Source organism: Roseibium sp. (genome assembly GCF_048260565.1).
Taxonomy (GTDB): domain Bacteria; phylum Pseudomonadota; class Alphaproteobacteria; order Rhizobiales; family Stappiaceae; genus Roseibium.
This window is the reverse complement of sequence record NZ_JBLXGP010000006.1, coordinates 249,348-262,413: the sequence shown is the minus strand read 5'-3', so window position 1 is coordinate 262,413 and position 13,066 is coordinate 249,348. Positions and strand designations below refer to the sequence as shown.

16 protein-coding genes are annotated in these 13,066 nt (G+C 61.4%); 5 read left to right on the top strand and 11 right to left on the bottom strand.

All coding sequences use genetic code 11. The features are described from left to right. Positions 1-75 precede the first annotated feature (75 nt). Positions 76-849: a hypothetical protein gene (locus ACN0SO_RS15495; RefSeq protein ID WP_417679272.1), complete on the bottom strand. Its 774-nt coding sequence runs from the start codon at positions 847-849 to the stop codon at positions 76-78. A 75-nt stretch (positions 850-924) separates the two neighbouring features. Then, positions 925-1,440 (bottom strand): protease inhibitor Inh/omp19 family protein, encoded by a 516-nt coding sequence (locus ACN0SO_RS15490; protein WP_417679270.1) that lies wholly within the window; start codon positions 1,438-1,440, stop codon positions 925-927. 185 nt (positions 1,441-1,625) lie between these two features. Here ACN0SO_RS15490 and ACN0SO_RS15485 point away from each other — a divergent pair, with 185 nt between their 5' ends. After that, positions 1,626-2,240, top strand: coding sequence for a GNAT family N-acetyltransferase (locus ACN0SO_RS15485; protein ID WP_417679268.1), 615 nt, complete (start codon positions 1,626-1,628; stop codon positions 2,238-2,240). Between the two features lie 342 nt (positions 2,241-2,582). Here the strand turns inward: ACN0SO_RS15485 and ACN0SO_RS15480 are convergent, their stop codons facing one another. After that, on the bottom strand, positions 2,583-3,038 hold the full coding sequence (locus ACN0SO_RS15480; RefSeq protein WP_417679266.1) for a low molecular weight phosphatase family protein: 456 nt from the start codon (positions 3,036-3,038) through the stop codon (positions 2,583-2,585). Positions 3,039-3,267: 229 nt separating this feature from the next. On the opposite strand from ACN0SO_RS15480, the gene ACN0SO_RS15475 reads away from it, so the two are divergent. Continuing rightward, the gene (locus ACN0SO_RS15475) at positions 3,268-3,648 is read left to right on the top strand and encodes a rhodanese-like domain-containing protein (protein WP_417679264.1); all 381 of its coding nucleotides are present in this window, start codon (positions 3,268-3,270) and stop codon (positions 3,646-3,648) included. A 6-nt stretch (positions 3,649-3,654) separates the two neighbouring features. Here the strand turns inward: ACN0SO_RS15475 and ACN0SO_RS15470 are convergent, their stop codons facing one another. Then, complete coding sequence (locus ACN0SO_RS15470; RefSeq protein WP_417679262.1) at positions 3,655-4,011, bottom strand: carboxymuconolactone decarboxylase family protein; 357 nt, start codon at positions 4,009-4,011, stop codon at positions 3,655-3,657. A 204-nt stretch (positions 4,012-4,215) separates the two neighbouring features. Between ACN0SO_RS15470 and ACN0SO_RS15465 the strand changes: the two genes are divergently transcribed. From ACN0SO_RS15465 to recQ, 3 genes are all read left to right on the top strand, one after another. After that, positions 4,216-4,593, top strand: a complete 378-nt coding sequence (locus ACN0SO_RS15465) for an MAPEG family protein (protein WP_417679260.1) — start codon at positions 4,216-4,218, stop codon at positions 4,591-4,593. A gap of 182 nt (positions 4,594-4,775) precedes the next feature. After that, complete coding sequence (locus tag ACN0SO_RS15460) at positions 4,776-5,594, top strand: GNAT family N-acetyltransferase (RefSeq protein ID WP_417679258.1); 819 nt, start codon at positions 4,776-4,778, stop codon at positions 5,592-5,594. A gap of 135 nt (positions 5,595-5,729) precedes the next feature. Beyond that, positions 5,730-7,577 carry a DNA helicase RecQ gene (gene recQ, locus ACN0SO_RS15455; protein WP_417679377.1) on the top strand — a complete coding sequence of 616 codons (1,848 nt, stop codon included), beginning with the start codon at positions 5,730-5,732 and terminating at the stop codon, positions 7,575-7,577. Positions 7,578-7,793: 216 nt separating this feature from the next. On the opposite strand, the gene msrA is transcribed toward recQ, so the two are convergent. The 7 genes from msrA to ACN0SO_RS15420 all read right to left on the bottom strand — a co-directional run bounded on the left by msrA (position 7,794) and on the right by ACN0SO_RS15420 (position 13,061). Beyond that, positions 7,794-8,435 (bottom strand): peptide-methionine (S)-S-oxide reductase MsrA, encoded by a 642-nt coding sequence (gene msrA, locus ACN0SO_RS15450; RefSeq protein ID WP_417679256.1) that lies wholly within the window; start codon positions 8,433-8,435, stop codon positions 7,794-7,796. A gap of 124 nt (positions 8,436-8,559) precedes the next feature. Continuing rightward, the gene (locus ACN0SO_RS15445) at positions 8,560-8,937 is read right to left on the bottom strand and encodes a VOC family protein (RefSeq protein ID WP_417679254.1); all 378 of its coding nucleotides are present in this window, start codon (positions 8,935-8,937) and stop codon (positions 8,560-8,562) included. A gap of 36 nt (positions 8,938-8,973) precedes the next feature. Then, a complete protein-coding gene (locus ACN0SO_RS15440; RefSeq protein ID WP_417679375.1) occupies positions 8,974-9,357 on the bottom strand; it encodes a VOC family protein in 384 nt (127 codons plus the stop codon). 121 nt (positions 9,358-9,478) lie between these two features. Next, positions 9,479-10,273: a DNA polymerase beta superfamily protein gene (locus ACN0SO_RS15435; RefSeq protein ID WP_417679252.1), complete on the bottom strand. Its 795-nt coding sequence runs from the start codon at positions 10,271-10,273 to the stop codon at positions 9,479-9,481. Positions 10,274-10,307: 34 nt separating this feature from the next. Next, a complete protein-coding gene (locus ACN0SO_RS15430; RefSeq protein WP_417679250.1) occupies positions 10,308-11,087 on the bottom strand; it encodes a suppressor of fused domain protein in 780 nt (259 codons plus the stop codon). A 286-nt stretch (positions 11,088-11,373) separates the two neighbouring features. Then, positions 11,374-12,156 carry a succinate dehydrogenase iron-sulfur subunit gene (locus ACN0SO_RS15425; protein ID WP_346893632.1) on the bottom strand — a complete coding sequence of 261 codons (783 nt, stop codon included), beginning with the start codon at positions 12,154-12,156 and terminating at the stop codon, positions 11,374-11,376. A 59-nt stretch (positions 12,157-12,215) separates the two neighbouring features. After that, the gene (locus tag ACN0SO_RS15420; protein WP_417679247.1) at positions 12,216-13,061 is read right to left on the bottom strand and encodes an FkbM family methyltransferase; all 846 of its coding nucleotides are present in this window, start codon (positions 13,059-13,061) and stop codon (positions 12,216-12,218) included. Positions 13,062-13,066 lie beyond the last annotated feature (5 nt).

The following is a 13,066-nucleotide window of genomic DNA, read 5'->3' as shown; positions in this document are numbered from 1 at the left end:
ATCGGTTGATTGGCTAAAATTAGTTTTCATTCGCCCGGATCGGGACGTCAAAAGGCGTATACCGACCAGACCGCCCTATTCCGGAAGAAGTTTTGTTATCCGTCCGGCCTGCAGTTCCTGGAGATAAAGCAGTTGGGCGACCAGGCTGCGTTCGGTTTCGTCCTCGAAGTTCGCCTTGCGCCCCCGGCCGTCGGTCAACAGCCAGGCATTGCCCAGCTTGACCGCATCGCATTCGACGGGTGTCGTCCGGTTCAGCCCCAGGGACACCAGAAGGGTGCTGTCGTTTTCCGGACCTTCGTCCTTCATCGCCATGCGCAGGCGGCTGTAACATTGCTGGACGGAACCGGCCGGAAAGATCAGGGAACTGGGTTCGCCTTCCCTGAGGCTCACCGCCCTCACGATGCCCGGCCCTTGAGGAATATTCGTCGCCGAACAGGGAACCTTGTGCAGATTGCCAAGCGTGGTCCATTCCGCACGCAGCGTGACCGTCACGGGCTGGCGCAGGGCCGGCATGGACTTCGCCAGCCGCCGCTCCGCATCGCTGCTTTTATCCCGAGGCTGCGGCCGGGCCTTGCCGTTGCTGCCGGCAAGCGCGGTTCCGCCGATTCGCAAACGGCGGAACACGACCACATTGCGGTTCAGGTCGGTTCTCTCCACCCGCCAGCCCGCATCGAGCCACGCATTCTGATGGACGAGCGTGCCGCCCGAATTCGCCCACCACGTGCGATGTTCGCGCGCGCTTCTAGGCAAATGAGATCCAAGGATATCTTCGACATCGTCGAGTTTGGCGGCCCAGACCACATCTTCCAGGCGCGCCAGATGTTCACGCAACGGATCGTATTTGGACATGTCTCAGCTGTCTCCCTTGATGAACCAAGTTTACAGCCTTAACGCGTGTCGTCTAGTGAAAAATACCTCAGGTTGTTAACGGTAAAGCGACGCCGGCACACCTTGCGCGGTCTGTCCGCTGAACTGCTGCGCGGTCGTTGCGTAGAGCTGGGCGACGGTTTGTCCGTTCGCATCTTTCAGCACCACCTGCTTCCCGCTCAGGTCCCAGGCGGAAACTCCGCTCAGGAGCGGACTGGTGCATCCGCGGGTATTGGCGCGGTAGCCGCCGGACCATGTGGTCAGCGTCATGAAGGCCATGCAATTATCGGTGCCGGAACTCAGCTTCCAGCCGCCGAGCATATCGCTGCGGCTTACCTCGATGGCCCCCGTCGGCTCGGCGAGCGTGTTTACAGCGACATCCGTTCCCGTGCCCGTATCACCGTACTGGCCGCCCGGAACGGACCCGTCAAGCGGCTGCAGGTCGCCCTGACCGACCGGTGTCGTCGGCGTCGCCGGCAACGGAGCCGCGTATTGCCTGTTGCCTGAAAACCTCTGACACCCTGTCATGCCGACCAAAATACACATCCCGACAACAATCGTCGCATTCCGCATCATATCGTCCCGTCCCGTTCCGCCGCGAACATTCTTTCCCAAGTCTTAGCCCACAATTGGTGAAAACGCCAAAACCCGACTCAAGTCTAAGAGTTGCCCTATTGAAAAAGGGCAGATACGGCCTTTATATGACTACCAACGTCTGGGAGGACGCCTTGGGAGGGCTATTTTGACAGGAGCCTTCCATGCTGCAGTCCGCCAAAACGTGGTTCCGGGCCAAACGGCAAGAGAACAACGACACACCGTTTTCCGGGCTTCCCGGGACGATTCGTCCCCTTCGCCACGATGAAAAAGCAGAATTTCGCAATCTTCTTTTACGCCTGGATCCCGAAGGCCGGCGCAACCGATTCGCAATGACGGTCGATGATTCGTTCATGGTGTCCTATGCGGAAACCAGCTTTGCGCAAAGTCCCGTCATTTTCGGCTACTTCGAAGACGGCGTCCTGCGCGGAACCGCGGAATTGCGCACCTTGCCCGAACCGCACATGGCCGAAGCCGCATTTTGCGTGGAAAAAGGCTGGCGCCGCCACGGCGTCGGCACCCGGTTGATGGACGCCCTCCTCAACGAGGCGCGCGACCTGCGGATCGAACACATTTATATCAGCTGCCTTGCGGCCAATCACACCATGCAGGCGCTGGCGCGCAAGTTTTCCGCCAGACTGACCTATCAGTCCGGCGACATGATCGGCCTGATCAAGGCGCCGAAGGCGCGGATGAAGGACTGGATCCGCAACACCATGGTCCGGACGCTGACGCAACCCCGCAGGCTGGTTTCGACCGCTTCCGGGCCGCAATCCTAGAGCCTTTCTCGGCTAGATTGATCCATTCTGCCGGAGCCGGTTTGGTTCAAGGCCAAGGGATTTGACGAAGACCGTGCTGACCGCACGGTCAAGGCATAGCCCGACTGCATTGGGCCAAACCGGCCCGGCCCCTATCATGCGAACCGCATCGGGGGTTCGAATGATCTGTAATTTGAGCTGCGGCTTGTTTGCCGACGGCAAACAACGCGGCGGGTTTCCGTCCGGCGGACGCCTGCTTTGTCGAGCCGCTTGCCCATAGCCCCGCTATGGGCGGCGCACCTCTCCGCGTAGAGCGCCTCGCCGGACGACAAACAGAATGATTCAATCTAACCGAGAAAGGCTCTAACCAGCGAGAGCTCTAGGGATCGCTTCGGGATGCACCGGCGGATCCAGAACATCGTCGATCGCATTGCATATGCTGTCGAACATGGTGACGCAGGCATCGAAGGATTCCGGACGCGGCAGCCCATCGGCGATCTTCCAGACATCGATCGCCGGAGCATCGCCCCAGATGGCGCTCAGGTCGCTTTTCGGCAGGTCTGCCAGATAAATGATACGGTCCAGGGCGGGCGCAAGCGGCTGGAGGAACACGTCCAGGCTTTTCGGGGTCAAACCGTCCGTCTGCATGCCATGGGCGGACAACAGCCGCCGGACCGCCGCATGCAGTTCCAAAGCCGGCGCGAGGCCGGCCGAAAAGGCCCTGACGATGCCGTTTCCCCTTGCGTTCATATAGGCCTCCGCGAGCGGGCTCAGGAAAGCATTGTCAGAACAGACAAACAGCACGGTTGTTTTGGACACGGCGAACCTCCGAATTACCGTTACGCGAATCGCCCCAGCGCGCCGGCACCTCCTCTACCCCCGCGTTTGGAAAAGAATGTGACAATCCAGGTCGCATTCTCACAATTGAGGCTGCGACCTGACCAATTCAGGTTCCAACGCGGACGGACGTTCCTATATATTCAATAGTTCGGATATAAGACACCGACATCCAACCCACTTCCCTCCCAGCCAGGAAAGGACCGCACTCATGGCGGAAACGGAAATTATCAACGGCGGCACGCTGCAGACGCTTTCGGTTGCCGAAGTCAAGGAAATGTATGATCGGAACGCAATTGTCCTGATCGATGTGCGCACCCCTTCCGAATATGACTTCGAGCATGTGGGCGGCGCCCTTCTGGCACCCATGTCGGCGTTCGACCCGGCCCGCCTGCCGACATCGCAGGAAGACCGTCCGATCGTGCTTTACTGCGGTTCCGGTATGCGGTCGCGGCGCATGGCGGAAAAATGCCTGGCCGCGGGCTTTTCGAAAATCGCCCACATGGCCGGCGGATTCAACGCCTGGAAACAGGGCGGCAACGGTTATCTCGGCACCGACCCGTCGACCGGCGCCCACGTACCGCGTCCCTGATTGCGATCAGGCTTCCGCCTTCGGTGCAAAGGCATCGAAGGCGGCAAGCGCTTCGGCACCGTAAATCATGGATGGGCCGCCGCCCATGTAAACGGCAACCCCGATCGTCTCCATGACTTCCTCCCGGGTCGCACCGTATTTTGCGGCCGCCTTGGCATGATAAGCCAGGCAGCCGTCGCAGCGCGCCGTAATGCCGATGGCAAGCGCAATCAACTCCTTGGTCTTCGAATCCAGCACACCGGGTGAAATCGCCGCGCGGGCGACTTCGTGAAATCCCTTGGTAACGCCGGGAATTCCGCCACGCAGCTCTGCCATACGCTTGTCTGTCTGTGAAATGAAGGATTGCCAATCGGATACGGACATGTCTTCCCCTCCTTGGAGCGCAACGCCTGCCGGACCGTCCCGACAGGCAAATGCAATTGCGCTATACCAACCGCGATTGGACGCAGGCTTCGTTGATTTCACTCAATTGACGCGCCGAATGTTCAGTCTGTTATCCTGTTAATAACGCCTCGGCCTGTTTCCGCCGACCGTCAACCCGCTCGTTCAAGCAAGAGGACCTGCTCCGTGCCTGTTTCCGTCTGGTGCATTCTGATCGCCGCAATCCTGCCCGTGGCCGCCGTGTTCCCGGCCAAGCTCAGCAAGGACTACGACAATGCCAATCCCCGTGACCCGGACTATTGGCGCGACGGCTTCCGGTCCCGGGCCCAGGCTGCCCAGGCCAACGGGTTCGAAGCCTTTCCGTTTTTCGCCATCGCCGTGATCGTCGGACTCGGCCAGGGCGGCGATCCCTCCTGGATCGACCGGCTGGCGGTCCTGTTCGTCGCCATGCGGCTCATCTACATCTTCTGTTACTGGACCGACCGGGCGACACCGAGATCGCTATCCTGGGCCGTCGGTTTTCTATCCGTCGTAGGTATTTTCACGTCGCCGGTCTGGAGCTGATTTCGCCGAAACGGGTATCTGTTCGCAACGATTCGCGACAACTGGCATTTGCGCCAAGCCACGGCATTCGGTAACCATGCTGCACTAAGAACCAACGAAAGACCCAAGGACACTTCGTGCCGACGACCGACCAGACGACTGCGGCATTGCCAGCCGACCACAGTCAGCCGTTGCAAGGCGGAATGCATATTGTCGACACGCTGATTGTCGAACGCGGCGAAAAGGTCATGTCCAGCCCGTGGTGGCCTCTGATCCGGCCGATCGCGCATAAGATCCTGCGGTATCGGTCGGCGGTCGAGATGGCCGACACCATCGGCCCTATGGAAGCCAAGGCCGTGTTCGATCACCTGAGCGGCCTGCTGAGCCTGAACATGACGACGCTCGGGCTGGACCGGGTTCCGGCCAGCGGACCAGTGGTGCTGGTCTCGAACCATCCAACCGGCATCGCCGACGGGATCGCCCTCTACGACGCCATCAAGCCGCAGCGCACGGACCTTGCGATCTTCGCCAACCGGGATGCCATCCGCATCAACCCGCGCCTTGCGGAGATGATCGTGCCGGTGGAATGGCGCGACGATTTCAAGACCCGCGAGAAGACCAAGGAAACGCTCCGGATTGCCGCCCACGCCTTTTCCAGCCAGCGGGTGGTGGTGCTGTTTCCCTCCGGCCGGCTCGCCTACTGGCACGACGGCAAGCTGACCGAACGGCCGTGGATGAGTTCGGCCCTGGCGCTTGCGCGAAAGAACAAGGCGCCGATCATTCCGATCCACATGGGCGGGAGGAACTCCGGGCTCTTCTACTTCCTGGCGCGGGTGTCGACGGAACTGCGCGACATGACAGTCTTCAACGAACTCCTCAACAAGAAGAACGCGGAGTTCCGGGTTCATTTCGGCAAGCCGATCGGCCCGGACGTTCTGGAAGGCGACCTCGCCGAACTGACCGAACGCCTGCGCGTCCACTGCGCGGAGACGCTCGCAAGCGAGCCGGACGCGGAATTTTGATCAAGACTCTTCATTTTCTGAAAGTCATCCACAGCCCCTGATTGCCCAAAACCGGCGAATAAGAGATGGTTCGGCAAGACCTAAGGAATCATCGGCTTGTCCTCCATTCAGCCGCTTCGCAGCGAAGCTCCGGAAATTACAGCGCTCCCCGACCCCGGTTCCGACCCCAGTTCCGACCCTGGGGACATTCTGCGCCGGGTTTTCGGCTATGACGCTTTTCGCGGCCGGCAAAAGGAAGTCGTCGACGCGCTCGTTGCCGGCCGGGATGCGGTGGTTCTGTTTCCCACCGGTGCCGGCAAGTCGTTGTGTTACCAGATCCCGGCGCTGTGCCGGCCCGGCATCGGCATCGTCATCTCGCCGCTGATCGCCCTGATGAAGGATCAGGTCGGCGCGCTTCTGGCCGCGGGGGTCCGCGCCGCGGCCCTCAATTCCGCGCTTTCTCCCGACGAACAGGACGCGGTGCGCGCCCGGGCGCTGTCGGGCGATCTCGACCTTCTTTACGTCACGCCGGAACGGCTTGCCACGGAGAACTTCCGCCGGTTCCTGGATAATCTGCCGATCGCGCTGTTTGCCATCGACGAGGCCCATTGCGTCAGCCAGTGGGGCCATGATTTCCGCCCCGAGTACCTGAGCCTGTCCTCTCTCGCGGATCGGTATCCGGGCGTGCCGCGCGTGGCGCTGACGGCAACCGCCGATCCGCACACCCAGGAAGACATTCTCAAGCGCCTCACACTGGAGGACGCGGATGTCTTTTCCACCAGCTTCGACCGGCCGAACATCCGTTACGAAATCGTCGAGCGCACCAACCAGCGCCAGCAGCTTCTGGACTTCCTGACCCGCCACAAGGGCGAAAGCGGCATCGTCTACTGCCTGTCGCGCGCCAAGGTGGAGGACATCGCCGAGTGGCTGAGCTCCAAGGGCATCCGCGCGCTGCCCTATCACGCCGGTCTGCCGCCCGATGTCCGTGCCGCGAACCAGGACGCCTTTCTGCTGGAAGAGGGCCTGTGCCTTGTGGCCACGGTTGCCTTCGGTATGGGGATCGACAAACCGGACGTACGTTTCGTCGCCCATCTCGACCTGCCGTCTTCCGTGGAGGCCTATTACCAGGAAACCGGCCGCGCCGGCCGGGACGGCGCGCCGTCGGAAGCCTTCATGGCCTATGGCATGGCCGATGTGGTTCAGCGCCGGCGGATGATTGCCGAAGGCGATGCGCCGGACGAGATCAAGCGGGCGGAAAACGCCAAGCTGAACGCCCTGCTCGGCATCTGCGAGACCGCCGGCTGCCGCCGCCAGGCGCTGCTTGCCCATTTCGGCGAGACCTATCCTGAGCCTTGCGGCAATTGCGACACCTGCCTGTCGCCGGTTGAAACCTGGAACGGGCTGGAAGCGGCGCAGAAATTCCTGTCCACCGTCTACCGGACCGGCCAGCGCTTCGGCTCCGGCCACGTGATCGACGTGCTGCTCGGCAAGGAAACGGAAAAGACGACCCGCTTCGGCCACGACCGCCTGTCGGTCTATGGCGTCGGCCAGGAGCATTCCGCCAAGACCTGGCAGTCGGTGGCCCGCCAGCTCGTCGCCGGTGGTTTGCTTGATGTGGACCACGCCAATTTCGGCGCCCTGATCCTGACCGAGGAGGCCCGTGCAGTTTTCCGGGGCGAACGGGACGTCCTTCTCCGCAAGGACCGGGGAACGGCGAGCCTGAAGAAGACCCGCGGCAAACATTCCGCGTCGCTCGCCGACGAGCTCGATGCGGAGGACCGGCTGCTGTTCGAACGGCTGCGCCGGCTGCGCACCCAGATCGCGCGCGACGCCGAAGTGCCGCCCTATGTGGTCTTTCCGGACGCGACGCTTGCCGGCATCGCCAAGGCCCGGCCGGTGTCCGCGGACGCGCTGCTTGCCGTTTCCGGCGTCGGCCAGACGAAACTGGACCGCTACGGCGAAGCCTTCATCGATCTGGTGGAGGCCTTCGAGGCGGGGGTTTAGAACCAATCGCCCCCGATATTAACCGCATGGTCAGGCCATTGGATTGCCCGGACTTCGCCGTGCACTGACACCGGGAAAAGGGAAAGGCTTCTCCCCCCGGAACAACGTCATCACACGGCGAAGTCCGGGTGAGCCAATCCACCTCGCGACGTGTTGTGCACTCCGGCGGCATGGCACCGCCGTCATCAAGCTCGTGATATTGAGCCCAATGCCCTGTTAGTGGGTAGCGATAGGCAGCCCCTTGAAGGCCTCCGCGCCCCAGACCGCCTTCACCCGCGCATCGCGGCCGCAGCCTTTGCGATAGCCCTTGTAGGCATCGGAACGCTTGACGTAGCCGAAGCGGGTGAGCGTGCGGGTGCTGCTCTTGTAATAGTCCTGATGATAGTCCTCCGCCGGCCAGAAGATGGCGGGCTTTTCCACCGGCGTGACGATCTTCTTGCCGAGATCCTTTTGCGCATCTGCGATGGCGGCCCTCGCCTCCTTCGCCTGCTTTGCGTCCAGCGGATAGATCGCGGTGGAATAGCCATGCCCGCGGTCGCAGAACTGGCCGCCGGCATCGGTGACGTCGATGGTACGCAGGAAGATCCCGACAAGATCGCGGTAGCTCAGCTTGCTTTCGTCGAAATCCACCTTGACCACCTCGCGGTGATCGCCGTCGTGATAATTTCTGTAAGTGGGATTTTCGGTCGTTCCGCCCGCATAGCCCGAGATGACCTCGCGCACGGCCGGCAGGCCTTCCAGATCGGATTCCACGCACCAGAAGCAGCCGCCGGCAACGACGGCGGTTTCGGCCTTCACAGGCAAAACGGTCAGTGCGCTGGACACGGCGACGAGGGCAGCAAGGACTAGGGCACGCATGGGCGGGGACCTCCTGGGTTTTCCAGTCCCAGACCTAATGCACCCGAACGGCGTCGTCACCCTCCGGAAGCGCCGGCTCGCGTGTCTTTGATGGCACGTGAACGACGCAGACACGCTGGAGCCGTCAAACTTCCCAGACGTTGGCGTTTTCCTCAAAATCCGGGCGCTGCGGTTCGACGACACAGAAGCGGTGTCCGCTCGGCGCCTCCATCACCACCCAGGTTTTGCATTTGCCGGTCTCTCTGGCACCGAGCCCGGTCAGCCGCGCGACTTCTGCGGGGATGTCGTCCGTTTCGATATCGAGATGCACCCGCGGGCTGTGATCGACGGATTGCACCATCAGGAGCATCTCTCCGTCCGGGCCGATCAGGTCGCGATATTTCGGGTCTTTCGGCCGACCTTCCACGGTTCTTCCAAGAGCGCTTGCCCAGCAGGCCGCATATTCGCCGAGATCGCCTTCCTGGCAGTCGATGACCGCCACCGCCAGTCTGCTCTTGTGCATGCGGATATCCTCCTGTTCCAAACCCGTCTTGGCCCTTCATTCGGGGCGATGGCAGACCGCCTCGATGTTGTGGCCGTCCGGATCGAGCACGAAGGCGCCGTAATAGTTTTCGTGATAATGCGGCCGCAGTCCGGGCGCGCCGTTGTCCCGACCGCCGGCGGCCATCGCGGCTTCGTAGAACGCATCGACAACCGCCCGGCTCGGAGCGGTAAAGGCGACGTGCAGGCTGCCGGTGAGCGGCTCGCCGGTGCCGATCCAGAATTCCGGCTTGTCGGTGCCAAAACCGCAATGCGCGTCACAGCCGGTCATCTCGGCCGTGACCTCCATCAGGACCTTGATGTCGAGCGGCGCCAGTGCCTTCTCGTAAAAGGCCTTGGATTTTTCAAAATTGGATACCGCGAAACCGATATGATCGAGAATGCCCATGGGTCCCGTTCCTTGCTGAAAAATAATGAGAACAAATAAAGAACATTTTATCGCAACCCGCAAGGGCAAAAAGGAAGCGTGCGGTATCGCCCCCAGGTATTGCGGACGCCGAGGATTAAGCGGCCGGAGCCAGTTCGCGCGACCAGTAGCGCCAGAATTCGTCTACGATCGGCTCACGATCTGACACGGAGGGAGCGGCGAAACTCCAGGGTTCCAGACGCTGAAACGTCGAAAAGAGGAAATCCGCGAGGGACGGATCCAAAAGGTCCGTACCGATTTCCCCGGTTTGCGCCTTCAACCGAAGCAGCTCATCCATTTTTTCAGAGACATGCTCCGGAACATCCGCCGACGCCCTCAGTTCATGAAAATCCATGGGAGCGACGGCTGCGTCCGGGTTTGCTTCCAGCCAGAGGATGGCCATGAGCGGCCGGAGCGCATAGAGAACCTTCTTGAGGGCAACCGGCTCGCCGAGTGTGATGAACCGTTTCATCTGGTTCTGCGCCAGATGATAATAATGCTTGCCGATCAGCCTTCTGTCGCAGACGTCCTCCGCCAGCTGCAACGCGGCTTCCCGAAATTCCCCGTTCTCCTGATAGGCGAAGGTCGATCTGAGCCATTCGACAATCACCGCATTGCCGGCGAGCATCAGGCGCAACGCCTTGGAAAGTTCCCAGCCGTTGATGTCGAAGACCTCGGTCAGCGGTTCCTCGATGACATCCCGCCGGGGGAAAAGGGTGAAGGTTTCGGCAAGCGGCCGGACATAGACAAACCGGCAGTCGTAGTCGCTGTCCGGAGACGGAAATCCCCAGGCCCGGCTACCGCTTTCGATGGCAAGCGGAATAGTCACCCGCTCCTGCGCTTCCAGCATCTTCAGCCGGGACCGGATTTCGGCAACAATAGTATCGTCCATGGGAACCTGATGGTGGGAGACCTGCGGGAGCGCCTTATTTTTTGCTCAGTCCGCGAAGAAAGTCCAAAACGTTGTTCGTGCGGACAGCGCTCGGACGGGAGATATCAAGCAGCTCGGTGACGCCGGCACGATCGAAGGCATCGGTCAGCACGTCCGTTCCTTGCTGCAGCTTGACGTCTCTTTCGTCATCGTAGAGGAACACCACGCTCAGGAACGTGAGGTCGCGGCCGTTCTTCAGCTTCATGTTGTATTGCTCCGGCTGCCAATGCACCGGCACCAGAAGGAGCGCGTTCGAGAGCTTCGTATTGCTGGAATAGGGTTCGGTGGGATCGCCATTGGGAAAGGAATGGCCGTACCAGACCCAGCTTTCGTACTCGTGCGGGAACCTGGCCAGCCACTGCAGCATTTCCACGGGCCAGAATTTTTGCTGGTCCTCCATCACATCAGCTGCAACCAAACCCTTCTCGTCGGCAACAAACCAATCCTTCGGCAACAGCAGGACAAGCTCGGCAAGTTCAACTCCTTCCGGATTCTCAAGTCCGTCCGGAACCGTCATCGGCAGGTCACTCATCCCGCTCGTCACCAGCGTCCACCATTCCTGTCCCGGCCGTGGCGGGAAATACAGGACATCGATGCGGACCTTGTCCGATTCCGTTTCGCGGAAAACGCCCGTGTTCTCGCCGAGAAAGCCTTCCAGGAAATCCGTGATCTCGTCCAGGTTCCTGCCTTCCCCTTCCGGGGCGCGAAACTCGTACTCGTAACCTTCGTAGCGAAGGACCCTCGATCCGCCGGGCGTGATCTCATCCTCGGACATCGCCCCTCCAACGCTCACGATCGATAAAAGCACCCAAAGAAAGCCGATGGCCAATCCCTGAAAACAACGATGCATCATGAGGCGCCACTCTATTTCCGGTATCAGAAATTCAAATCACTCTTTTTGCGAACAATGGCTTACCAAGCCCCATCATGCAATTTTGATATTCGGAAGACCGGGAGAAAACCGGCCGGGAGGTAGGCCTTAAACCCTGAGGCCGTCATTTCCAGCAAAAAGGCGGGCCGAAGCCCGCCTTTCGAAGTCTTCAAGACTGGGTGCCAGTCATTCACACCCGCCGTTCGACCATCATCTTCTTGATCTCGGCGATGGCCTTGGCCGGGTTGAGGCCTTTCGGGCAGGCTTGCGAGCAGTTCATGATGGTGTGGCAGCGGTAGAGCCGGAACGGGTCTTCCAGGTTGTCCAGGCGCTCGCCGGTGGCCTCGTCGCGGCTGTCGATCAGCCAGCGATAGGCCTGCAGCAGGATGGCCGGGCCAAGGTAGCGGTCGCCGTTCCACCAGTAGCTCGGGCACGACGTCGAGCAGCAGGCGCAGAGGATGCACTCGTAGAGGCCGTCGAGCTTGGTCCGGTCGTCGTGGGACTGGAGCCATTCCTTTTCCGGCGCAGGCGACACGGTCTGCAGCCAGGGCTCGATGGAACGGTGCTGGGCGTAGAACTGGGTCATGTCCGGCACCAGATCCTTGACCACCGCCATGTGCGGCAGCGGGTAGATCTTGACCACATCGCCGGCAACCTCATCCACGCCCTTGGTGCAGGCCAGCGTGTTGGTGCCGTCGATGTTCATGGCGCAGGAGCCGCAGATGCCTTCGCGGCAGGAGCGGCGGAAGGTCAGCGTCGGGTCGATCTTGTTCTTGATGTAGATGAGCCCGTCGAGAACCATCGGGCCGCAGTCGTCGGCATCGACGAAATAGGTGTCGACACGCGGGTTCCGGCCATCGTCCGGGTTCCAGCGGTAGATCCGGTATTCGCGCAGGTTGGTCGCGCCGGCCGGCTTGTCCCATACCTTGCCTGCCGTCACCTGGGAGTTCCGGGGAAGCGTCAGCTGAACCATTTTTCATCGCTCCGCGTTTGGGCCCGCTTTATCGCGTCCGGGCCACATCTGTGCGGCGTTCAGGCGGGAAGCTCGAACACCGTGTTGTCATTCGTCACACCGGCTGCGCGGTAGCCGAGGGTTTCCAGCTCGGAAACACAGTCCTCGGCCCAATGCGGCCGGCAATTCGTTTCAAGCATGATGACCCGCGGCCAGGCGGACCGATCCGTGTTGCGCAGGTACGGCAGGACCACCCGGTCCTCGAAGCCTTCCACATCGACCTTGAGCACATCGACCCGGCCCACACCCTCGTCGGCCAGCACGTCCGCCAGCGGGCGCACGGCCACGTCCTTCGGCGACCAGTCGCCGGCCCATTCGCCGGTGGTCAGGTCTTCCACCAGGGTGGCGAAGCCGCAGTTGGACGGCTCCAGCCAGAGCGACAGGGTGCCTTCGGTTTCGCCGATGGCGACCCCGGCAAGCGTCACCTGATCGAGGCCGTTGGCCTTGATGTTGAAGGCGAGCTTCTGTGCCGTTTCCGGGTTGGCCTCGACCGCCAGCACCTGCGCGCCGCAGCTTGCGGCGAACAGCGTGTAGCTGCCGATGTTGGCGCCCACATCCACAAACGTCGTGCCGGGCTCCAGATAGGGGCGCAGCAGCTTGTGCTCGTCCTTTTCCGGCAGCCGGCCCTTGGCCAGGATCTTGCGGTCGTCGTAGTTCTGGCCCGGATAGATCCGGAACTTCAGGCCGTCGGCCTCGGTGTCGTAGGGCCCGGTGAACAGGCGCGCCACCAGGGCACGGATCCGCTTGCGCAGGGAGGCCGACAGATCGTGATGATCCGCCAGTTTCCAGGCGTAGCGGACGAGCCCTTCGGCCTTGTAGGTGCCGAAGGGGCTTTCCGTATCCATAATGGCAGCCGATGCGCTCACGGGAC